Genomic DNA, 22,024 nt, shown 5'->3' with positions numbered 1-22,024 from the left:
GTGCTCCGCTAGGCTCGTGGTGAACACCCTGTGTGCGTTGGACCTGCTCATGGCAGTCGACCGGTTGACCCCGGAGTACGGCGTTCGGGGCGGGGGTAATGCCCGGGTGGAAATGATGTGCGATATATGAGGAGATTGGTTCCGTGACCATCCGTGTAGGCGTCAACGGCTTCGGCAGGATCGGCCGCAATTTCTGGCGCGCGGTCGCCGCTGGTGGTAGCGACATCGAAATCGTCGCGGTCAACGACCTCACCGACACCAAGACGCTCGCGCACCTGCTCAAGTACGACACCGTGCTCGGCACCCTGGAGGGCGGCGTCGAGGTCGGCGACGACTTCATCCGCGTGGGCGACAAGACCATCAAGGTGCTGGCCCAGCGCGACCCGGCCCAGCTGCCCTGGTCGGACCTGAACGTGGACGTGGTCATCGAGTCCACCGGCCACTTCACCAAGGCCGAGGACGCCAAGAAGCACATCGAGGCGGGCGCCAAGAAGGTCATCATCTCGGCCCCGGCCAAGGGCGAGGACCTCACCGTCGTCATGGGCGTCAACGACGACAAGTACGACGCGGCCAACCACCACGTCATCTCCAACGCCTCCTGCACCACCAACTGCGTCGCGCCGATGGCCAAGGTCCTCCTGGACAGCTTCGGCGTCAAGCAGGGCCTGATGACCACGGTCCACGCCTACACCAACGACCAGGTCATCCTGGACTTCCCGCACAAGGACCTGCGTCGCGCCCGCGCGGCCGCGCAGAACATCATCCCGACCACCACCGGTGCCGCCAAGGCCACCGCGCTGGTCATCCCGGAGCTCCAGGGCAAGCTGGACGGCATGGCCATGCGCGTCCCCGTGCCCGACGGCTCCGTGACCGACCTGGTCGTCACCCTGGAGCGCGAGGTCACCAAGGACGAGGTCAACGCCGCGTTCAAGGCCGCCGCCGAGGGTCCGCTCAAGGACGTGCTCGTCTACACCGAGGACGAGATCGTCTCCTCCGACATCGTCGGCACCTCGCCCTCGTGCACCTTCGACTCCAAGCTGACCATGGCCTTCGGCAACCAGGTCAAGATCGTCGGCTGGTACGACAACGAGTGGGGCTACTCCAACCGCCTGGTCGACCTGGCCAAGCTGGTCGGCTCCGGCCTGTAGCGTCCACGGCCCTCATGGCCACCGGCGCGTGAGACGGCACCCCTTCGCCCGCAGTGCGCGCGGAGGGGTGCCGTCGTACGCGCTCCTCCCGGCCCCACCGCCCGGGACCGCCACATCCCACATTCCAAGAGGAGACCCAGCATGCGGACGATCGACGACCTCGACGTCTCCGGCAGGCGCGTGTTCGTCCGGGCCGACCTGAACGTGCCCCTGGACGGCGACCGGATCACCGACGACGGGCGCATCCGCGCGGCCGTGCCCACCATCTCCGCGCTGCGCGAGCGCGGTGCCCGCGTGATCGTCGCCGCCCACCTGGGCCGCCCCAAGGGCGCCCCGGACCCCCGCTACTCGCTGCGCCCGGTGGCCGCCCGCCTGGGCGAACTGCTCGGCACCGAGGTGGCCTTCGCCTCCGACACCGCGGGGGAGTCCGCCCGCGCCACCTCCGCCGCCCTGGCGGACGGCCAGGTCGCCCTGCTGGAGAACGTGCGCTTCGAGCCGGGGGAGACCAGCAAGGACGACGCCGAGCGCGGGGAGCTCGCCGACCGCTTCGCCCAGCTCGCCGACCTGTACGTGGGCGACGCCTTCGGCGCCGTGCACCGCAGGCACGCCAGCGTCTACGACCTGCCCGGCAGGCTGCCGCACGCCGTCGGCGGCCTGGTGCTGAACGAGGTCGAGGTGCTCCGCAGGCTCACCGGCGACCCCCAGCGCCCCTACGCCGTGGTCCTGGGCGGGTCCAAGGTCTCCGACAAGCTCGGCGTCATCGACAACCTGCTGGGCACCGCCGACCGCCTGCTCATCGGCGGCGGCATGGTCTTCACCTTCCTCAAGGCCCAGGGCTACGAGGTCGGCTCCAGCCTGCTGGAGGCCGACCAGATCGACACCGTCAAGGGCTACCTGGAGCGCGCCGAGCGCGAGGGCGTGGAGATCGTCCTGCCGGTGGACGTCGTGGCCGCCGAGAAGTTCGCCCCCGACGCCGCGCACGACGTGGCCGACATCGAGGCCATCCCGGCCGACCGGATGGGCCTGGACATCGGCCCCCGCAGCCAGGAGCTCTTCGCCGAGAAGCTGGCCGACACCCGGACCGTGTTCTGGAACGGCCCGATGGGCGTGTTCGAGATGGCGCCCTACGCCGGGGGGACCCGCGCGCTGGCCCAGGCCCTGGTCGACTCCGACGCCTTCACCGTGGTCGGCGGCGGCGACTCCGCCGCGGCCGTGCGCGCGCTGGGCTTCGACGAGGCGGCCTTCGGCCACATCTCCACCGGCGGCGGCGCCAGCCTGGAGTACCTGGAGGGCAAGGACCTGCCCGGTATCGACGCCCTGAAGTAAGAGCGTCCGCCAGCAGGTGTTCGAGCCGGGTGTGTTCCCACGCGGTGGCCGCGGCCCTGTCCGCCGTGATCTTGTACCCATAGCCAGGTTCGAGCGTCGACATCGGCTGCAAGTACAAGATCGTCGCAGGTCAAGGACCACGCGTCACACCGGAAACGTTTCCGGCCAGCCCGCGTCCGGTGCCTACTGGCGGGCACTCTGAGCCCGAAGTACCCCTTCACACACGAGGAAGTGCCGACATGTCCCAGCGCCTGCCGCTCATCGCGGGTAACTGGAAGATGAACAACAACCACCTGGAGGCGATCGCGCTCGTCCAGAAGCTGGCGTTCGCGCTCAACGACAAGGACTACGACAAGGCCGAGGTCGTCGTCCTGCCGCCGTTCACGGACCTGCGCAGCGTCCAGACGCTGGTCGACGGCGACAAGCTCAAGATCGTCTACGGCGCCCAGGACGTCTCCGCGCACGAGAAGGGCGCCTACACCGGCGAGATCTCCGGCTCCATGCTGGCTAAGCTGGACTGCTCCTACGTGCTGGTGGGCCACTCCGAGCGCCGCGAGTACCACCGCGAGGACGACGCCCTGGTCAACGCCAAGGTCAAGGCGGCGTTCGCCAACGGCATCGTCCCGATCCTGTGCGTGGGGGAGGGCCTGGAGGTCCGCAAGGCGGGCCAGCAGGTCGAGCACGTCCTGGCCCAGCTGGACGGCGCCCTCAAGGAGGTCCCGGCCGAGCAGGCCGAGAGGATCGTCGTCGCCTACGAGCCCGTGTGGGCCATCGGCACCGGCGAGGTCGCCACCCCCGAGGACGCCCAGGAGGTGTGCTCGGCGGTCCGCGCGCGCCTGGCCGAGCTGTACTCGCCGGAGGTCGCGGGCGCGGTGCGCGTCCTCTACGGCGGCTCGGTCAAGGGCGACAACGCCCCCGGCATCATGGCCAAGGAGGACGTCGACGGCGCCCTGGTCGGCGGCGCCTGCCTCAAGGCCGACGAGTTCGTGAAGATCATCCGCTTCGGCGAGCGCTAACCGCCGCGCGGACCCCGCCCGTCACGCTTCGATGCCCGATGGTGACGGGCGGGGTGCCCGACAGGTCGCCGGGTCGGGCTAGACTTCGCTGTGGGGTTCTCCGTGCCTCGCGGTTTCCCCGCCCGTGCTGCCAAGGGCACGGTAAAATCCGAAATTGTCCCCGGTCCCCTGCTTTCCAGGTGTCCGCACCGGCCCGGTGTCACCGCTGGTGCGCACGGGAAACGGGGGTCGGTCCATACCCCCCGCTTCGGGGTCGAGCTACGGGTGAGCGTGTGATCCTCGGTCTGTCCATCCTCGTGATGCTTCTCAGCGTGCTGCTGGTCCTCCTGGTGCTCATGCACAAGGGCAAGGGCGGCGGTCTGTCCGACATGTTCGGCGGTGGCGTCACGTCCTCGCTCGGCGGATCGTCGGTGGTCGAGCGCAACCTCGACCGGATGACCGTCGTGATCGGGGTCGTGTGGATCCTCGCCATCGTCATCCTCGGCCTGCTGATCAACCGGGGCATGTAGCCCGCGACCCGCGGGCACACCCCGTCCACCGTCAAGCTCGCCCGAGAACCGGTGAGCGAGTTCGCCGAAGGAGTTTTTCGTGGGTAGTGGCAGTGCCATTCGTGGCAGCCGTGTCGGAGCCGGTCCCATGGGCGAGGCCGAGCGGGGCGAGGCCGCTCCGCGCGTCCGGGTTCCGTTCTACTGCGCGAACCTGCACGAGGTCGTGCCCAGCTTCGCGAGCGAGGCGCTGGTCCCCGACGAGTGGGACTGCCCGCGCTGCGGCTTCCCCGCGGGCAAGGACAAGGCGAACCCCCCGTCGCCGCCGCGCACCGAGCCGTACAAGACCCACCTGGCGTACGTGAAGGAGCGCCGCAGCGAGGAGGAGGGCAAGCTCATCCTCGATGAGGCCCTGGCCAAGCTGCGCGCCGACCGCGCCGCCGTCGAGGCTCACATGAGGGCCAGGCAGAACTAGCCGGCCTTCCCCCACAGGCTTCCGTGGGGCCCGTCGCGACCGCGACGGGCCCCACGCGTGTGTCCGGGGCCGCCGCCCCAGCTGTACGTGAATACGAGAGCGAACTTCTCATTCTCGGGACTGGTGTGGTTCTTGGGAAATAGAGTGATCGGCACGCACCCGAACAGCCCCTGTGAGGAGATGGTGTCGATGTCTACGTGCCCCACCGGCGGCGACCACGACTGGATACTCGGCGACGACCGTAAGTTCCAGTGCGCCAAGTGCGGAGCTCAGAGCGCCCGGCGGTTCTGAGCCCCGGGACCGGGCTGCACCGTCCCGCGTCCGGCCAGCCGCCCGTTCTCCGCGGCGCGCCAGGTCACAGGTTCCCCCAGGGTCTCGGCCACCCCCTTGGCCCAGCGCTCCAGGCAGGCGAACCTGTCCGGCCCCTCCGGAAGCACGGTGCGCCCCTGGTAGGGCATCCCGTCCAGGACGATCACCTCGCCGTTCAACCTCAGCTCGGTGTCGTACTCGCTCGTGTTCGGCCTCATGGACCGGACTCTAGCGCTCCCCGGCCGCTCCCACCCGTGCTTTGGCCGACCTCTCCGCGGCCGCGGAGGATCCGGCGCACGGAGCACCCGCCGGAGTGGGGAGAATGGTGGGTATGGCCTCCCCCGAACCCGCGGACGCCCCCGCCGCCCCCCGAGGCGTTCCCTCGGACCTGACCCGAACCCCCGAAAGCGTCTCCCACCTGCGCAGGTACGTCAGCCTGCGCGGCCCCAACACGCGGATGTGGATGACCGCGGTCTACTTCTCCGCCGCCCTGACGGTGGGGTTCCTGGTGGTCCTGGGGTCGATGCTCTGGCACGTGCTGCGTGAGGAGACCACGGTCGGCTCGGTGACGCTGTGGGCCTTCGCCGGCCTGGTCATGCTCTTCGTCGGCCCGGGGAGCAACGTGTTCGTGCTGCGCGGGCTGCCCCAGCGCATCACCCGGCAGGGCATCAGCGCCGACAGCGACGGCGTCACGGTCCTCCAGGAGCGCAAGTGGTGGTTCCCCGGCGAGGGGACGTTCATCGCCTGGACGGAGATCCGGCGCATCCGCGAGGTGCACACCGGCGGGCGCAGGCTCACCTACTTCATCGAGTTCGTGCTGGACACCCACCGCACCGACGCCGAGCTGCCCAGCTGGGCCGAGACGGCCGAGAGTCTGGACCTGGAGGCGGTGGACGCGCCCACGCAGTTCTACGTGCAGGTGCCCGCCGACCTCAAGGAGAAGATCCTGCGGATGGTGGAGCGCACGGCCCCGCTGCCCTCGGTCGTGGAGCGGACCCCGCCGCTACGGTGAGGCGCGACCGTCCAGGCGCCGGGTCAGGTCGGCCGCGGCGTCGCGCACCCGCCCGGCCAGCGCCTGCGGGGTGACCGGCCGCGCGCTGGGCACCGTCAGGCTGATCGCCGCGGCGGGGCGGCCGTTGTGGTCGCAGGCCGCCGCCGCCACCGACACGAAGCCCTCGGTGACCTGCCCCTCCTCGATCGACCAGCCCTGGCGCTGCTCCTCGGCCAGCACCCGGCGCAGTTCGCCCGGCGAGGCCGGGCCCCGGCCGGTGCGGGTGGTGAAGGCCGCCGCGTCCGGGTACAGGGCGCGCACCTGGGCGCGCGGCAGCCGGGCCAGCATGGCCCGCCCCGACGCGGTCAGGTGCGCGGGCAGGCGCACTCCCACCCCGGTGATCAGGGACGGGGCGTGCGGCGGCTGCTCCTTGAGCAGGTACAGGGTGGCGGCTCCGTGCAGCACCCCCAGGTGGGCGGTGGCGCCGGTGGCCTCGGTGAGCTGGTGCAGCAGCGGGCGGGCCAGGCGCTCGACGCCGTCGTGGCGCAGGTAGGCCGAGCCGATCTCGAAGGCCGCCACGCCCAGGCCCCAGCGGCGCTCCTCGGGCAGGTGGGTCACGAAGCCCTCCCGCGCCATGGCCTCCAGCAGCTGGTACACGCTGGAGCGGGGCACGCCCAGCTCGGCGGCGATCGCCGAGGCCGACACCGGCCCGGGGCGGGTCGCCAGGAAGCGCAGCAGCCGCAGCGCGCGGGTGGCCGCCGGAACGAGGCTCATGCCCTGATTGTCTCGCATGACGTGCTGGCCGGAAAACTCCAACAAGACGTCTTGCTGGCGCCAAAGGGACGGTTTTTCTTCGTTCATCGATGTGGTTTTGGCGCTGCTATGGCTCCATGGGAGCTATTCGAGTCAAGGATGTTCCGGACGAGGTCAGAGAGATTCCGGCCGTTGAGGCCAAGCGGTCGGGCAAGTCGCTCCAGGCCTATCTGCTGGCCCTGCTGGAGCGCCAGGCGCGTTTTGTCCGCAACGGGGAGATCGTCGAGCAGCCCCCTTCGCCGGGGGCCAACCTGGGCATGGACGAGATCGTCATGGCGGTACGAGCCGCGGCTGCGGTGCGAGGTGCGGGTCATCCGTGGACCAGGTGGAGGGTTCGAAAGACAGCAACCCAGGTGTCTGATATCCCAGACGGAACCCTCGTGTCAGCCCTTCACCAGGGGCCACGCGCGGGGTCAAATGGGAGACATGTCCACAGCAGTTCCTTCCGTCGTCGTCGGCGATGCGCCGCTCACCCCGGCCCAGATCCTCGACGTGGCCCGTCACGGCGCCCGTGTCACCCTGTCCGAGCAGGCCCGCAAGGCCCTCCACCACGGCCGCGAACGGGTTGAGTCGCTCGCCCGCGGCGAGGTTCCCGCCTACGGGGTCAGCACCGGCTTCGGTGCGCTCGCCACCCGCCACATCGCCCCCGACCTGCGGGCCCGCCTCCAGCGTTCGCTCATCCGCTCGCACGCCGCCGGGACCGGACCCGAGGTGGAGGACGAGGTCGTCCGCGCCCTGATGCTGCTGCGCCTGCGCACCCTGGCCTCGGGCAACACCGGTGTGGAGGTCACCACCGCCGAGACCCTCGCCGCGCTGCTCAACGCCCGGATCACCCCGGTCGTGCACGAGTACGGCAGCCTGGGCTGCTCCGGTGACCTGGCGCCGCTGTCGCACGTGGCGCTGGCCCTGATGGGCGAGGGACGGGTCCGCGACGCCGCCGGTCGGGACGTGCCCGCCTACACCGCCCTGCACGAGGCCGGGATCCTGCCGGTCGAGCTGGGCGCCAAGGAGGGCCTGGCGCTGATCAACGGCACCGACGGCATGCTCGGCATGCTCGTGCTGGCCTGCATGGACCTGCAGCGCCTGCTCAAGGTCGCCGACATCACCGCCGCCATGAGCGTCGAGGCACTGCTGGGCACCGACCGCGTCTTCGCCGAGGAACTCCAGCGACTGCGCCCCCACCCCGGCCAGGCCGCCTCCGCGGCCAACCTGCGCGCCCTGCTCGACTCCTCGCCCATCGTCGCCTCCCACCGCGGCCCCGACTGCAACCGCGTCCAGGACGCCTACTCGCTGCGCTGCGCCCCGCAGGTGGCCGGCGCCGCCCGCGACACCCTCGCCCACGCGCTGCTGGTGGCCGGGCGCGAACTCGACAGCGTCATCGACAACCCCGTGGTCCTGGACGACGGCCGGGTGGAGTCCAACGGCAACTTCCACGGCGCGCCCGTGGCCTACGTGCTCGACTTCCTGGCCATCGCCGTCGCCGACACCGCCTCCATCGCCGAGCGGCGCACCGACCGCATGCTCGACGTGTCCCGCTCCCACGGCCTGCCCGCCTTCCTGGCCGACGACCCCGGCGTGGACTCCGGGCACATGATCGCCCAGTACACGCAGGCCGCCGTCGTCTCCGAGCTCAAGCGCCTGGCCGTGCCCGCCAGTGTCGACTCCATCCCCAGCTCGGCCATGCAGGAGGACCACGTGTCCATGGGCTGGTCGGCCGCCCGCAAGCTGCGCCGCGCCGTGGACGGACTGACCAGCGTGCTGGCGGTGGAGCTGCTCACCGCCGCCCGCGCCCTGGACCTGCGCTCGCCGCTGGAGCCCGGCCCCGCCACCGGCGCCGTGCTGCGCACCGTCCGGGAGAGGGTCTCCGGCCCCGGACCCGACCGCCACCTGGCCCCCGAGATCGCCGCCGTCGCCGACCTGATCACCGACGGCTCCGTGGTCGGGGCCGCCGAGTCCGTCGTTCCCCTGGCCTGAACAGCGCCTCCTGGGGACTTCGCTCCGCCCCGGGTCCGGGCGTCCCCAGAGGCGGGAACCTTCGGATCCTCCAGAACCCCACCGACGCCCGAACACGACCCGACCAGCAACCAGTTCCGCGAGGAGACCGCGTGAGCAGTCCACGTACCGTCCGCGCCGCGCGCGGCACCACCCTGTCCGCGAAGGGGTGGCAGCAGGAGGCCGCCCTGCGCATGTTCCACAACAACCTCGACCCGGAGGTCGCCGAACGCCCCGAGGAGCTGGTGGTCTACGGCGGCACGGGCAAGGCGGCGCGCGACTGGCGCAGCTTCGACCGCATCACCGCGGCCCTGCGCGGGCTGGAGGGCGACGAGACCCTGCTGGTGCAGTCGGGCCGCCCGGTCGGCGTCATGCGCACCCACGAGTGGGCGCCCCGCGTGCTCATCGCCAACAGCAACCTGGTGGGGGACTGGGCGAACTGGCCCGAGTTCCGTCGCCTGGAGGCTCAGGGCCTGACCATGTACGGGCAGATGACCGCCGGTTCGTGGATCTACATCGGCACCCAGGGCATCCTCCAGGGCACCTACGAGACCTTCTCCGCCGTGGCGGCGAAACTGAGCGGTTCGGGCAGGCACAGCGGTGGAACCCTGGCCGGGACCATCACCCTCACCGCCGGGCTCGGCGGCATGGGCGGCGCCCAGCCGCTGGCCGTGACCATGAACGACGGCGTCGCGATCGTGGTCGAGTGCGATCCCAGCCGCATCGAACGCCGCATCGAGCACCGCTACCTGGACGTGCGCGCCGACAGCCTCGACCACGCCCTGGAACTGGCCGTGCGTGCGCGCGACGAGCGCCGCCCGCTGTCGGTCGGGGTGCTCGGCAACGCCGCCGAGGTCCTGCCCGAGCTGCTCTCGCGCGGCGCACCGATCGACGTGGTCACCGACCAGACCTCCGCCCACGACCCCCTCTCCTACCTGCCCGCCGGGGTGGCCTTCGAGGACTGGCGGGACCTGGCCGCGGCCAGGCCCGAGGAGTTCACCGACCGGGCCCGGGAGTCCATGGCCGTGCACGTGGAGGCCATGGTGGGCTTCCAGGACGCGGGCGCCGAGGTCTTCGACTACGGCAACTCCATCCGCGACGAGGCCCGCAGCGGCGGCTTCGCCCGCGCCTTCGACTTCCCCGGGTTCGTCCCCGCCTACATCCGGCCCCTGTTCTGCGAGGGGAAGGGGCCGTTCCGGTGGGCGGCGCTGTCCGGCGACCCCGCCGACATCGCCCGCACCGACCGGGCGGTCCTGGACCTGTTCCCCGACAACGAGCACCTGGCCCGGTGGATCCGCATGGCGGGGGAGCGGGTCGCCTTCCAGGGGCTGCCCGCCCGCATCTGCTGGCTCGGCCAGGGCGAGCGGGCCGCCGCCGGGGCGCGCTTCAACGAACTGGTGGCCTCCGGCGAGGTCTCCGCGCCACTGGCCATCGGCCGAGACCACCTGGACACCGGCTCGGTGGCCTCCCCCTACCGCGAGACCGAGGGGATGAGGGACGGCTCCGACGCCATCGCCGACTGGCCTCTGCTCAACGCCCTGGTCAACACCTCGTCCGGTGCCTCGTGGGTGTCCATCCACCACGGCGGGGGAGTGGGCATGGGCCGCTCGCTGCACGCCGGTCAGGTCAGCGTCGCCGACGGCACCGACCTGGCCGCCGCCAAGCTGGAGCGGGTGCTCACCAACGACCCCGCCATGGGCGTCATCCGCCACGTGGACGCCGGGTACGACGAGGCCGAGCGCGTCGCGCGAGAGCACGGCATCCGCGTCCCGATGCGTGAGGAGGACTGAACCGCGCCGGGGCGCCCGCCGAGGGTGCCCCGGCGGGCGCCGGCCGCGCGCACGACCATCCGTTCCGACGTGGGGGAGCACCCTGTGAGCGACCACCGCACCGTCCCCGACCCCGGGGCCTTCGACCGCCTGTGGGCCGACCTGGCACCCGTGGGCCGCGACCCGGGCAGCGGCGGCTACCGCCGCCACGCCTGGAACGGCGCCGACGCCGACGCCCGCGCCTGGTTCACCGAGGCCGCCGCCGCGCGGGGCCTGGACGTGCGCGCCGACCGCAACGGCAACCTGTGGGCCTGGTGGGGCGCCCCCGGACCGGGCGCGGTGGCCACCGGCTCCCACCTGGACTCGGTCCCCGACGGCGGGGCCTTCGACGGCCCCCTCGGCGTGGCCAGCGCCCTGGCCGCCGTGGACGAGCTGCGGCGGCGCGGGCTGACCCCCGCCCGGCCGCTGGCCGTCACGGTGTTCGCCGAGGAGGAGGGCGGCCGGTTCGGCGTCCCCTGCCTGGGCAGCCGCCTGAGCGCCGGGGAGATCTCCCCCGAGCGGGCGCGCGGCCTCACCGACGCCTCCGGGACCACCTGGGCCCGGGCCATGGAGGCCGCCGGGCACGACCCCGACGCGATCGGCGCCGACCCCGCGGCGCTGGCGGACCTGGACGTGTTCGTGGAACTGCACGTGGAGCAGGGCCGCGCCCTGGAGGAGACCGCCCACCCGGTGGGCGTGGCCAGCGCGATCTGGCCGCACGGGCGCTGGCGGATGGACTTCACCGGCCGCGCCGACCACGCGGGGACCACCCGCCTGGACGACCGCAGCGACCCCATGCTGCCGTTCGCGCACACGATCCTGGCGGCCCGCGCGCTGGCCGAGGAGCACGGTGCACGCGCCACCGTCGCCAGGGCCCTGGTCAGCCCCAACGGTACGAACGCGATTCCGTCCCTGGTCAGCGCCTGGCTGGACGCCCGCGCCGCTGACGAGGCCGCACTCGGCGCGGTCGTGGCCGGAGTGCGCGAGGCCGCCGAGAGGGCCTCGCGCGAGCACGGGGTGGACTGCGCGACGGCCAACGAGTCCCTGACCCCGCTCGTGTCGTTCGCGCACGGTCTGCGCGACCGCCTGGCCGCCGTGGTCGCCGACCGCGCCCCCGACCCCCGGGTGCCGGTGCTGCCGACCGGGGCCGGACACGACGCCGGGGTACTCGCCGCGCACGTGCCCACCGCGATGCTGTACGTGCGCAACCCGACCGGGGTGTCGCACTCCCCCGAGGAGCGGGCCCGCCCCGAGGACTGCCACGCCGGGGTGCTCGCCCTGGCCGACGTGCTCCAGGACCTGCTTGCCCGCCCCGTGCGGGAGGGGGACCGGTGACCGCCGTGTCCGAGGTGAACGGCGCGCGCACGGGCGGCTATGCTTCCGCCGAGCCCGCCTCCGCCGCCTCCGCCTCGGGCGGGCCCGCCTCCGCCGCGTCCGCCTCCGCCGCGTCCGCCTCCGCCGAGCCCGCCTCGGGCGGGCCCGTGTCCGGCACGTGCGCGAAGGACGCCCCGCCCCGCTCGAAGGTCCGGGCGCGTGGGCGCGCGGCGGTGCCGGGAGTGCGCCGCCTGTGGTGCGAGTGGGCGTGGACCGGCGCCGAGGACGGCGCCCCCGAGCACGGCGTGCTCGTGGAGGTGGCCGACGGCCGGATCACCTCGGTGACGGCCGGAACGCGACGCCCCGGGGACGCCGAGACCCTTTCCGGCCTCACCCTGCCCGGGCTCGCCAACGCCCACTCCCACGCCTTCCACCGGGCGCTGCGGGGACGCACCCACGCCGGTGGCGGATCCTTCTGGACCTGGCGCGAGACCATGTACCGCGTGGCGGAGCGACTGGAGCCCGACACCTACCACCGCCTCGCCCGGGCGGTCTACGCCGAGATGGCCCTGGCCGGGATCACCTGCGTGGGCGAGTTCCACTACCTGCACCACGCCCCCGGCGGAGCCCGCTACGCCGACCCCAACGCCATGGGCCACGCCCTGGCGTCCGCGGCGGCCGACGCGGGGATCCGGATCACCCTGCTGGACGTGTGCTACCTGTCCGGCGGGCTGGACGGGCGCGGCGTCCACCAACCGCTGGCCGGTCCCCAGCTGCGGTTCGGCGACGGGGACGTGGACGGGTGGGCCGAGCGCGCCGCCGCGTTCGGCCCCGAGGGCGGTCACGCGCGCACGGGAGCGGCCGCCCACTCGGTGCGCGCGGTCCCCGCCGGGTCCCTCCCCGGCCTCGCCGCGTTCGCCGCCGGGCGCGACCTCCCACTGCACGTGCACCTCTCCGAGCAGCCCGCCGAGAACGCCGCCTGCCTGGCCGCCTACGGCCGCACCCCCGCGGCCGTGCTCGCCGACGCGGGCGCGCTCACCGCGCGCACGAGCCTGGTGCACGCCACCCACCTGAGCGACGCCGACGTCGCGGCCGTCCGCGCGGCGGGGTCCACGGTGTGCCTGTGTCCCACGACCGAGCGCGACCTGGCCGACGGCCTGCCGCGCACCGGCGACCTGCTGCCCGCCCCGCTCAGCCTGGGCACCGACCAGCACGCCCTGACCGACATGTTCGAGGAGGCCAGGGCGGTCGAACTCCACGAGCGCCTGCGCACCCACCGGCGCGGCACCCTGGGCGCAGGGGAGCTGCTGCGCGCCGCCACCGCGCACGGGCACGCCAGCCTGGGCTGGACCCGCGAACTCGGGGCCCTTGTCCCGTCCATGATTCCCCGTTCAGTGTCCCCCGGCGATTCCGAAGGTCCTGTACTTCGTGGAGGAGAACCACGGGAACCCTCGCGCGAGGCGCCCGACGCCGGTGTCCTGGCCCTCGGGGCCCGGGCCGACCTGGTCAACGTTCCCCTGGACGGAACCCGTCTGGCCGGGGCCGACCCCGCCCGGGCCGCCGACGCCGTCGTCTTCGCCGCCACCGCCGCCGACGTGCGGCACGTGATGGCCGACGGGCGCTGGATCGTCCGCGACGGCGTCCACACCCTGGTTCCCGACACCGCGCGCGAACTCGACACGGCCATCAAGGAGGTCCTCACGTGAGCGACGTGCCCCGGAGCATCGTCATCGACGACATCGCCACCCTGGTCACCAACGACCCCTCCCGCGGCAGGGGGGCCGTGGGAGAGGTCCGCGACGCCGCCCTGGTGGTCGAGGAGGGTCGGGTGGCCTGGTCGGGCCCGCGCTCCCAGGCGCCCGCCGCCGACGCGCGGATCGACGCCGCGGGTCGCTGCATCATCCCCGGGTTCGTCGACAGCCACTCCCACATCGTCTTCGCTGGCGACCGCAGCCGGGAGTTCGCCGCCCGGATGAGCGGACAGCCCTACTCGGCGGGCGGGATCCGCACCACCGTGGCCGCCACGCGCGGGGCCTCCGACGCCGACCTGCTCGCGGGCGCCCGGCGCCTGACGAGCGAGGCCCGCGCCCAGGGCACCACCACCCTGGAGGTCAAATCCGGTTACGGGCTCACCGTCGCCGACGAGGAGCGCTGCCTTGCCGTGGCCGCCCGTGTCACCGACGAGGTCACCTTCCTGGGCGCGCACGTGGTCGCCCCCGAGTACGCCGACGACCCCCAGGGCTACGTCGACCTGGTCACGGGCCCCATGCTGGACGCCTGCGCGCCGCACGCCCGGTGGATCGACGTCTTCTGCGAGCGCGGAGCCTTCGACGAGGACGCCTCCCGCCGGGTCCTGGCCGCCGGGGCGGCGCGCGGCCTGCTGCCCCGCGTGCACGGCAACCAGCTGGGCCCGGGGCCGGGCGTGCGCCTGGCGGTCGAACTGGGCGCCGCCTCGGTCGACCACTGCACGCACCTGGAGCCCGGGGACGTTGACGCCCTGGCCCAGGCGGCCGCGCGCCCCGAGCCCACGGTCGCCACCCTGCTGCCCGGGGTGGACTTCTCCACCCGTCAGCCTTACCCGGACGCCCGCGCGCTCCTGGACGCCGGGGCCCTGGTCGCCCTGGCCAGCGACTGCAACCCGGGTTCCTGCTTCACCTCCAGCCTGGCCTTCTGCGTCGCGGTCGCGGTCCGCGACATGGGCATGACCCCCGACGAGGCGGTGTGGGCGGCCACCGCGGGGGGAGCGCGGGCCCTGCGACGCACCGACGTCGGCCACCTGGCCCCCGGCGCGCGCGCCGACCTGGTCCTGCTGGACGCGCCCAACCACCTCTACCTCGCCTACCGGCCCGGGGTCCCCCAGGTCGCGGCGGTCTGGAAGGACGGGGAGCTCGTCTCGGGGCGCCCCTGAGCGGGAGGGGCGCGGTGTGACGAGCGGGCCATCCAACGTCCTCGCGAACTCAACGAGCGGCTAACCTCCCCGAAACCCGCGGCACCGAACCTGGAGTCACGTCGGTGCGTGTCCGCCGCCGCGGTACAGCGTCGTTCCGCGGCGGCGGGGGCACCACTCCCACTCCCCCCGAGGAGGTCCGCGGTGAGCCTGCGGCGTGTCAGGACGGCGGTCGAGGACCGGACCGTGCGCACCGCCGGGGGAGCGGACCTCTCCCTGCGCCAGGTGCACGAGGCCGACGCGCCCGCGCTGGGCGAGCTGCACCGGCGCTGCTCCGCCGAGACCGTGCGCAGCCGCTACCTCACCGGCATGAGCCAACCGAGCCCGCGCGTGCTCCGGGTGTTCTGCGACCCCGGGCGCGGCCTGACCCTGGCGGTGCGCCCGCTGGGCGAACAGGACCCCGTCGCCCTCGGACACCTGATGTACACCCCCGACCCGGGCGTGGGCGAGATCGCCTTCCTGGTGGAGGACGCCTGGCAGCGGCGCGGGGTGGGCACCGCCCTGGCCCGCGTGCTGACGGACGTGGCCGCCGACTGGGGTCTGGCCGAGGTACGGGCGGAGACCACACTGGCCAACAGGGGAATGATGCGCGTCATGGGGCGCATGGGGGCGTCCGTGCGCCTGCAGGGGCAGGGCGGGCCGTACGTGCACGCCCGGCTGCCGGTGGCCGGGGCGCTCCGGTGCGTCCGCGCCCGGAGCGGCGGGCGACCCGCGCGGCTCGCAGGCCAGGACTGAGCACGCGGCTCCAGCCCGGAGCCGCACACAGACGCGGGGGCCGACGATCACTGGGGGGTGTCGTCGGCCCCCGCTCGCGGTTGACGCGATGAGGCCGTTCCCGGGAGCGGCGGTCCGCGCCCGGGGACGCGGGCTAGTTCGACTCGCCGTCCGCGGAGTCGTCGGAGTCGTCGGAGCCCTCAGCGGACGCGGAGGACGAGGAGGACGAGGAGGACGCGGCCTTCTTGGTGACGCGGCGCTTCTTCACCGGACGCGAGTAGTCGACGAGGGGCTCCAGACGGGCCTCGTGCTCCTTGAAGCAGTCGGCGCACGCGTCGACCTCGCGGACGACACCCTCCCAGGCGAACTGGATGACCTCAGTCGCCTCGACCTTCTCCTCGCTGACGGCGTGGGGATCGCAGTACTTGAGCGTGAAGACCTCGGTGACCACGGCGGGGATTTCCCTTCGGTATCGCGTGAACAGAGCGGACCCCATTAATCATACACCTGTACGAAAGCGCAAACCGGCTGCATGCCGGATGTGCCGTCACGGGTTCGGGGTCGCCCCGAAGCCTAGCGAAGTTTCGGGGGCGCGTGCGCCCGCCTCCGGCGGGCGTGCCCGGGGTGACCAGGGGGTCCGCGCGGGTGCGGCGTCCGCGTCCGCGGACGCCGGTGCGCGCGCGTCCCGCGGTGCGCACGGCGAAGCGGGGTCCGCGATCGAGTGGCCGTTATGGCACTGGGTGTTTGTCTTCCGGTTCTTTGTCTGTTTCCCGAACCGCTTCCGCGCCATTGTCGAGAACCGATTTGTGCGTTTGGCGAACACGGCGCCGGGCGCATCGCTAGGGTATTGCCCCATCCGGGGGAAAGCGCCGAGTTCGGCCGTTCCATCCGGACGGACCCGTGGCGGCGCCCGCGCCGCGCCCACGGGGAACGGCGGACGCCGTGGGGGAGCGGCGTCCGGAGAGAGGGATCAGGGGGAGTGCCGTGGTCGAGTACATGGAGGGTGTCCACAGAGGGCGTGTCGGCGTCCGGGGGGAGGGGCCGCGACCGGGGGGAACCCGGTCCGCGGCGGAGCGCCGGCGCGCGCGGGCCGAACGCACGCGCGCCTGCGAGCGCGTGTCGGTCGACCCGCGTTTCGTGAAACTCCGAAGGCGGTTCGCGTTCCAGTCGGGGCTGCTGGTATCGGCATTCCTGGTCAGTTACCTGACCTATCTTCTGCTCTCCGCCTACGCCCGCGATTTCATGAGCAGGCCGCTCACGGATTCGGTGAACGTGGCGCTGGCCATGGGAATCGGGCAGTTCCTGTGGGTGTTCGCCCTCGCCTGGGCGTTCGGCCGTTTCTCCGAGCGCTTCCTGGATCCCCTCGCGCGGGAGATCCGTGAGGAGGCCCGCGGTGAGGAGGCCGCCGACGGGACGGCGGCGGGCCGGTGAGCGCCGCCGCAGCGGCAGCCGCGGGAGGTGCCGTCACGGGGGACGGCACCTCCCCGGTGCTCGCCGGGGTGGCGGCGGTCACGGAACCGCCCGGGGCCGCCGGACCGGCCGCGTCCACCGCCCCGGCCGTGACCGCCGGCCCCCTGGACGTCCTGGGCAGCGCGCTGGGGGGCCAGTTCGGCGTCGCGCACGCCTGGACGGTGGGTCTGTGCGCCCTGTTCGTCCTGGTCACCCTCGCCATCACGGTCCGCGCCAGGCGCACCACCCGGGGAGCGGTCGACTTCTACGCGGGCGGGCGCGGCTTCTCCAGCGCCCAGAACGGGCTCGCCCTGACCGGCGACTACCTGTCCGCGGCCTCCTTCCTGGGCATCGCCGGAATGATCTCCCTCCAGGGCTACGACGGCTTCCTCTACTCCATCGGCTTCCTGGTGGCCTGGCTGCTGGTGCTGCCGATGGCCCAGCTGGTGCGCAACACCGGCCGCTTCACCATGGCCGACCTGCCCGCCTTCCGCATGCGCCGGATGCGGGTGCGCCTGGCCTGCACCGTCTCCACCGTCACCGTGTGCGTGTTCTACCTGGTCGCGCAGATGGTCGGTGCCGGAGCCCTGGTCGCGGTCCTGCTCGGCCTGCACGACGGAGGGACCTTCCTGGGGATGAGCGCCGAGCAGGCCCGCACCGGCGCGATCGTGCTCGTGGGCGTGCTCATGATCGTCTACGTCATGTACGGCGGAATGAAGGCGGCCACCTGGCTCCAGATCATCAAGGCGGTCGCGCTGCTGGCCGCCACCGGGCTGCTCACCGCCCTGGTGCTGGCCCTGTTCTCCTTCGACCCGCGCGCCCTGCTCGGCGGGGCCGCCGAGGCCAGCGGGCACGGACAGGCCTTCCTGGAACCGGGGCTGCGCTTCGGGGTGGAGGTGCCGGGCGACCCCGCCCGGACCCTGTTCAACAAGCTCGACCTCATCAGCCTCGGGCTGGCCCTGGTGCTGGGCACGGTGGCGCTGCCGCACATCCTCATCCGCTTCTACACCGTGCCCGACGGCCGGGCGGCGCGCTCGTCGGTCAACCGCACGATCGTCATGGTCGGAGCCTTCTACCTCATGACGCTGGCCCTGGGCTTCGGCGCCGCGGCGCTGGTCGGCTCCGAACGCATCGCGGCCATGGACCCCTCGGGCAACACCGCGGTGCCGATGCTCGCCGAGGAGGTGGGACGGCTGACCGCCGGTCCGGCGGGCGCGGCCGTGCTGCTCGCGCTGATCTCGGCGGTCGCGCTGGCCACCATCCTCGCCGTCATCGCCAGCCTCACCCTGGCCTCGTCCTCCTCGATCGCGCACGACCTGTTCGGCCACGTCCTCATGTGGGGCAGGCCCCGGGAGTCGCAGGAGGTGGGTGTGGCGCGTCTCTCCGCCTGCCTGGTCGGCGCCGTGGCCATCGTGCTGGCCGTGCGGGCCCAGGACATGAACGTGGCCTTCCTCGTGGGGCTGGCCTTCGCCATCGCGGCCGCGGCCAACCTGCCGGTCATCGTGCTCACCATGTTCTGGCGCCGCTTCAACACCAGGGGCGTGGAGTGGGGCGTCTACGGCGGTCTGTCCGCCACCCTGCTGCTCATGCTGCTGTCCCCTGTGATGTCGGGCAGGACCGACCCCGTCACGGGGGAGAACCTGTCGGTACTGCCCGCCTGGATCGACATCCAGCTCTTCCCGATGGAGAACCCGGCGATGCTGGCGGTGCCGTTCGGCTTCGCGTGCGCGGTCGTGGGCAGCCTGCTCTCGCCGGAGCGCGACACCGCGCGCTTCACCGAGCTGCGGGTGCGCTCCCTGACCGGGTGGGGCGCCGAGCGGGACTGAACGGCGGCTCCGGGGCGAGGGGGTCCGGGTGGACGGGCCCGGTGGCCGGGCCGGAGAGGCGGGGCCGGAGTGAGGGACCCGGGTGAGGGAGCCGGGGGGAGTCAGTCCCTGTCGGGCGCCTCGGCCAGGGCCCGGGCCGCCTCGTGCAGCAGCTCCGGGATCCGGGGCGCGTTGCGGGCGACGCGGTCCCAGTCACGGGCGGTCCGGTCCAGGAGCTCCCGCGTGGTCGGCTCCCCGCCCCCCTGCCGGGTTTTGCGCCTGTCCTCCCTGCGGAAGGAGGCGGTGAACGCCCAGAAGGCCGCCGCCACCACCGGGCGGAACACGCCGCGGCCGCGCACGTCGAGCACGGCCTCCACCGCCCAGCGGCCGTCGGCGGAGACGGAGGGGGACAGCCAGGCGGTGACCTCGGCCAGGGAGTGCGTGGCCCGCACCCGGGCGGGGGGAGTGTCCCGGCCCCGCGCGGCGGCCTCGTACCAGGCGCCCGTGTCCACCTCCAGGGTGCCCTCGGCCGACCGCAGCCAGGCGCCGCGTCCGGGCAGCCGCACCCGTGCTTTCCAGGTGAGCAGTCCGGCGGGGGCGTCGTGGGTGAAGGTCCCCCACGTCACGGGGTCCTCCTGCGTGCCGACGGTGTCGGGCATGGCGAACTCGGCGGAGGTGGTGCCCGCCTCGTCCCAGGAGACGAGGGTCAGACCCGTGCCGCTCCAGCCCTTCTCCTCGTCGTCGGCGGGGTCGAGCGGGACGCCCTCGGGGGACAGTTCGGCGATGAGGTAGTGGCTGCGGGGCGCGAGGTGGCGCCCCCTTTGCAGTTGGAGGGCGGGCTGGCTGGCCGCCACGGCCAGCTCGTCGGCCTCGGCGGGTGTGTCGGCGCCGCCCCCGCGCAGATCCTCGGCGGCGCGGCGTTGCTCCTCGCGCAGCCGCCGGGCCTCCTCGCCGTCGAGCAGCCCGAGTTCGTCGGCCCGCTGTTCGAGGCGGGCCTGTGCCTGCGCGTCAGGGGTCAGCAGCCAGCCGCGGCCGTCGAAACGGCAGCTCCGGGCGACCTCGTGCAGGGCGGCGACGATCCGCTCGACCACCTCCCTGTCCACTGCGGTGATGTCGAAGGTGTGGCTCAGGCGCGGCACGGCGTCTCCGGGGTCGTGGTGCGGTTCACGTCTGCGCGGCGGCCAGGGAGCCGCGCCTACGCGTGCCAGCGTACGCACCCGCGGCGCCCGCCGGAGTCCGCGGGGACGTGCCGGAGACCGCGGGGCCGACGCGTCCGCGGGGCCGTGGCGCGGGGCCGGTGCGTCCGCTGCGGTCGGGTACGGGCGGGCCCGCCGTCGGCAGCGTCGCGGCGGGTTGTCCACAACCGTGATCGAACACTTGTGCGCCCCTTCTCCGTCTCGGCACAATGGCTGACATGACCAGGTATGTCGCGCTGCTGCGCGGAATCAATCTCGGCGCGCACCGCCGCGTCGCCATGGCCGACCTGCGCTCCCTACTCACCAGGCTCGGCTACGGCGACGTGGCCACCCACCTCCAGAGCGGCAACGCGGTGTTCACCGCCGAGGGGACCAGTCCCGACGCCGTGGCCCGGCGGGTGCGAGGCGCCGTCGACGCTGAACTCGGGCTCGACGTGCCGACCGTGGTGCGCACCGCCGGACAGTTGCGCGCCGCGGTGGAGGCCAACCCCCTCCCCGTCCCCGACCCGGCCAAGTTCCTCGTCCTGTTCTGCTCCGGCGACGTGGACGCCGCGGGACTGGCCGCGCTCGACCTGTCCGCCCACCCGCGCGAGCGCATGGCGGTGGTGGGCGGCCAGGTCTACACCCACCACGAACTGGGGCTCAGACACGCCAGGCTCCCCGACCTCGTGGCCCGACACGTCGACGGGTCGGTGACCGGCCGCAACTGGCGCACCGTGTTGCGCCTGCTGGAGATGGCCGAGGCCTGAGCCACGGGGCCGGGGCCGCGCGTGTCCCGAGGGCTCGGCACTGTCCGAGAGGAGTCCTCGGCGGCGCGCACCTGATCGCCGCCGCGACCGAGTGAAGGGGTGGTGCCCGTGCCGATGCGGTGGACCGTGATCCTGCGGGATCTGGTGGACACGGCGCGGCCGATCCGGCCCGAGGACTGCCACGGACTGCTCAACCGCTGGTGGCCCCAGTCCCAGGAGGAGCACACGGCCGCCAAGCGGTGGGCCATGAACGGGTGGCCCTCGCCCCTGGGCGACCGGCTGCACCACTGGACGCTCACCTGGCTGGACGATGACGCCCCGCCCCCGCTGGTGCCGGAGGAACTGGTCGGCGACCCCCAGCGGATCGGTGACCACCTATTGGTGCCCCTCTCGGTCACCCGGACCTTCGAGCGCACCTACACCGAGATGCTCACCGAGCCGCGCGGCCCGTCCGCGGTGCGCTCGGCCGCGGTGCGCAGCCGGACCCCCATCGTCATGACCACCCGCGACGCCGCGGGTGAGCGCATTCCGCACATCTGGCCCACTCCGCGGCGCCTCTTCGGCGCCGTGCACCGTTCGGGCGGCGGGATCGTCGGCGGCAGCGGGGCCGTGGGCGCGGTGGCCCGGTTCGCGCGGTCCGCCCTGGCCGAGCCCTGGCTGGAGCTGGTGTTCGGCGGACTGGCCCTGGTACGCCGCGAACCCCTGCCCGGCGAGGAGGTGCGGCTGGCCGAGCACCAGCACGCCGACAACCGCACCGTGCTCGGCTGGCACGGCGGGCTGAGGCTGGACCTGGCCGGGGGCGAGCGCCGCCACGCCGACGCCTTCGCCACCCTCCTGGAACTGCTGGAGCTGACCGGTGTGGGCAAGTACACCGCCCAGGGCTTCGGCTCCGTGCGGGTGGACACGGTGACCAGCGGCCAGCTGTCCGCCCAGGTGCCCGCCCAGCGCCCCCGGCGGACCCCGCACCGGGCGCCCCGGCGCGCCCCGCAGCGCGTGGGTGAGACCCGGGCGCACGCCGTCGCCGAGACCGAGGAGTTCGGGGGCGCCCTGTTCGACTGATTCCCCTGACCGGGGCCGGTGCCGCACCGGTGTCCGGCCCGGCCGTCGGCTCCCGTCCCGTGGACGGGGACGGGAGCCGACGGCGTGCGCTCACGGTGAGGGGGCGCGCTCCCGCCCGGCCCGGTCCGCACCCCGGTCGCGCAGGGCGCGGGCCAGGCCGCGCAGGTGCGGCACGAGGTCCTGGGGGGTGAGCGGTGCGCCGCTCGCGGCGGCGGGGGCGGACGCGTCGCGTCCTGGCGGCGCGATCGTCTCGGGCGTGTGCGGGGCCATCGGGGAACCTTCCGTACCGGGGCGGGCGTGCACTCAGCTCTCTCGGACAGCGCCGCGCTCCCGGGGTGAGGGGCCCACGGGGAGGAGGCCGCCGCGCCCGGCCGGAGGGCGCCGCGTCCCGGAGGCGGGCGCGTCGTGCAGGGGCGGGGGAGGACCCC

At 73.5% G+C, this 22,024-nt stretch carries 21 protein-coding genes; 16 read left to right on the top strand and 5 right to left on the bottom strand.

Features of this window, described 5'->3' with window-relative positions; genetic code table 11:
* The first annotated feature begins 143 nt into the window (after positions 1–143).
* The 5 genes from gap (at position 144) to FYW99_RS26190 (ending at position 4,450) form a co-directional block, all read left to right on the top strand.
* A complete protein-coding gene (gene gap / locus FYW99_RS26210) occupies positions 144–1,148 on the top strand; it encodes a type I glyceraldehyde-3-phosphate dehydrogenase (RefSeq protein WP_150254700.1) in 1,005 nt (334 codons plus the stop codon).
* Positions 1,149–1,289: 141 nt separating this feature from the next.
* Entirely contained in the window at positions 1,290–2,474 is a 1,185-nt protein-coding gene (locus FYW99_RS26205) for a phosphoglycerate kinase (protein ID WP_150254699.1), read from the top strand.
* Between the two features lie 239 nt (positions 2,475–2,713).
* Entirely contained in the window at positions 2,714–3,490 is a 777-nt protein-coding gene (tpiA, locus tag FYW99_RS26200; protein WP_150254698.1) for a triose-phosphate isomerase, read from the top strand.
* A gap of 272 nt (positions 3,491–3,762) precedes the next feature.
* The gene (secG, locus tag FYW99_RS26195; protein ID WP_017567639.1) at positions 3,763–3,999 is read left to right on the top strand and encodes a preprotein translocase subunit SecG; all 237 of its coding nucleotides are present in this window, start codon (positions 3,763–3,765) and stop codon (positions 3,997–3,999) included.
* A 79-nt stretch (positions 4,000–4,078) separates the two neighbouring features.
* Entirely contained in the window at positions 4,079–4,450 is a 372-nt protein-coding gene (locus FYW99_RS26190) for an RNA polymerase-binding protein RbpA (protein WP_013154023.1), read from the top strand.
* A 269-nt stretch (positions 4,451–4,719) separates the two neighbouring features.
* On the opposite strand, the gene FYW99_RS26185 is transcribed toward FYW99_RS26190, so the two are convergent.
* Positions 4,720–4,977, bottom strand: coding sequence for a hypothetical protein (locus FYW99_RS26185; RefSeq protein WP_017567636.1), 258 nt, complete (start codon positions 4,975–4,977; stop codon positions 4,720–4,722).
* Positions 4,978–5,090: 113 nt separating this feature from the next.
* On the opposite strand from FYW99_RS26185, the gene FYW99_RS26180 reads away from it, so the two are divergent.
* Positions 5,091–5,771, top strand: a complete 681-nt coding sequence (locus FYW99_RS26180; protein WP_190394814.1) for a hypothetical protein — start codon at positions 5,091–5,093, stop codon at positions 5,769–5,771.
* On the opposite strand, the gene FYW99_RS26175 is transcribed toward FYW99_RS26180, so the two are convergent.
* Complete coding sequence (locus FYW99_RS26175; protein ID WP_150254696.1) at positions 5,763–6,524, bottom strand: IclR family transcriptional regulator; 762 nt, start codon at positions 6,522–6,524, stop codon at positions 5,763–5,765. The two genes, FYW99_RS26180 and FYW99_RS26175, sit on opposite strands and share 9 nt — an antisense overlap.
* A 465-nt stretch (positions 6,525–6,989) precedes the next feature.
* On the opposite strand from FYW99_RS26175, the gene hutH reads away from it, so the two are divergent.
* From hutH to FYW99_RS26135, 6 genes are all read left to right on the top strand, one after another.
* The gene (hutH, locus tag FYW99_RS26165) at positions 6,990–8,537 is read left to right on the top strand and encodes a histidine ammonia-lyase (RefSeq protein WP_150254695.1); all 1,548 of its coding nucleotides are present in this window, start codon (positions 6,990–6,992) and stop codon (positions 8,535–8,537) included.
* Positions 8,538–8,668: 131 nt separating this feature from the next.
* Positions 8,669–10,345 carry a urocanate hydratase gene (gene hutU / locus FYW99_RS26160; protein ID WP_150254694.1) on the top strand — a complete coding sequence of 559 codons (1,677 nt, stop codon included), beginning with the start codon at positions 8,669–8,671 and terminating at the stop codon, positions 10,343–10,345.
* Positions 10,346–10,429: 84 nt separating this feature from the next.
* On the top strand, positions 10,430–11,698 hold the full coding sequence (locus FYW99_RS26155) for an allantoate amidohydrolase (RefSeq protein WP_150254693.1): 1,269 nt from the start codon (positions 10,430–10,432) through the stop codon (positions 11,696–11,698).
* Positions 11,699–11,910: 212 nt separating this feature from the next.
* Entirely contained in the window at positions 11,911–13,383 is a 1,473-nt protein-coding gene (locus tag FYW99_RS26145) for a formimidoylglutamate deiminase (RefSeq protein WP_150254692.1), read from the top strand.
* Positions 13,380–14,585, top strand: a complete 1,206-nt coding sequence (gene hutI / locus FYW99_RS26140) for an imidazolonepropionase (RefSeq protein ID WP_150254691.1) — start codon at positions 13,380–13,382, stop codon at positions 14,583–14,585. The genes FYW99_RS26145 and hutI overlap by 4 nt, the downstream gene beginning before the upstream one ends.
* Positions 14,586–14,768: 183 nt before the next feature.
* Positions 14,769–15,359, top strand: a complete 591-nt coding sequence (locus FYW99_RS26135) for a GNAT family N-acetyltransferase (protein ID WP_223839582.1) — start codon at positions 14,769–14,771, stop codon at positions 15,357–15,359.
* A gap of 133 nt (positions 15,360–15,492) precedes the next feature.
* Here the strand turns inward: FYW99_RS26135 and FYW99_RS26130 are convergent, their stop codons facing one another.
* Complete coding sequence (locus tag FYW99_RS26130; protein WP_150254689.1) at positions 15,493–15,789, bottom strand: Lsr2 family protein; 297 nt, start codon at positions 15,787–15,789, stop codon at positions 15,493–15,495.
* A 533-nt stretch (positions 15,790–16,322) separates the two neighbouring features.
* On the opposite strand from FYW99_RS26130, the gene FYW99_RS26125 reads away from it, so the two are divergent.
* The gene (locus FYW99_RS26125; RefSeq protein WP_150254725.1) at positions 16,323–16,769 is read left to right on the top strand and encodes a DUF485 domain-containing protein; all 447 of its coding nucleotides are present in this window, start codon (positions 16,323–16,325) and stop codon (positions 16,767–16,769) included.
* A 128-nt stretch (positions 16,770–16,897) separates the two neighbouring features.
* Positions 16,898–18,613, top strand: a complete 1,716-nt coding sequence (locus FYW99_RS26120) for a solute symporter family protein (RefSeq protein ID WP_150254724.1) — start codon at positions 16,898–16,900, stop codon at positions 18,611–18,613.
* Between the two features lie 101 nt (positions 18,614–18,714).
* On the opposite strand, the gene FYW99_RS26115 is transcribed toward FYW99_RS26120, so the two are convergent.
* Positions 18,715–19,731 (bottom strand): hypothetical protein, encoded by a 1,017-nt coding sequence (locus FYW99_RS26115; RefSeq protein WP_150254688.1) that lies wholly within the window; start codon positions 19,729–19,731, stop codon positions 18,715–18,717.
* 266 nt (positions 19,732–19,997) lie between these two features.
* Between FYW99_RS26115 and FYW99_RS26110 the strand changes: the two genes are divergently transcribed.
* Positions 19,998–20,537, top strand: a complete 540-nt coding sequence (locus FYW99_RS26110; RefSeq protein ID WP_150254687.1) for a DUF1697 domain-containing protein — start codon at positions 19,998–20,000, stop codon at positions 20,535–20,537.
* Between the two features lie 99 nt (positions 20,538–20,636).
* Positions 20,637–21,596 carry a CRISPR system precrRNA processing endoribonuclease RAMP protein Cas6 gene (cas6, locus tag FYW99_RS26105; RefSeq protein ID WP_150254686.1) on the top strand — a complete coding sequence of 320 codons (960 nt, stop codon included), beginning with the start codon at positions 20,637–20,639 and terminating at the stop codon, positions 21,594–21,596.
* A gap of 90 nt (positions 21,597–21,686) precedes the next feature.
* Here cas6 and FYW99_RS26100 read toward each other — a convergent pair whose 3' ends face one another.
* Positions 21,687–21,866, bottom strand: a complete 180-nt coding sequence (locus tag FYW99_RS26100) for a hypothetical protein (protein WP_150254685.1) — start codon at positions 21,864–21,866, stop codon at positions 21,687–21,689.
* Positions 21,867–22,024: the final 158 nt, after the last annotated feature.

It is taken from the genome of Nocardiopsis deserti (assembly GCF_008638355.1).
GTDB lineage: Bacteria > Actinomycetota > Actinomycetes > Streptosporangiales > Streptosporangiaceae > Nocardiopsis > Nocardiopsis alborubida.
The sequence above is the reverse complement of the archived record's forward strand: the minus strand, read 5'-3'. Positions and strand labels throughout refer to the sequence as shown.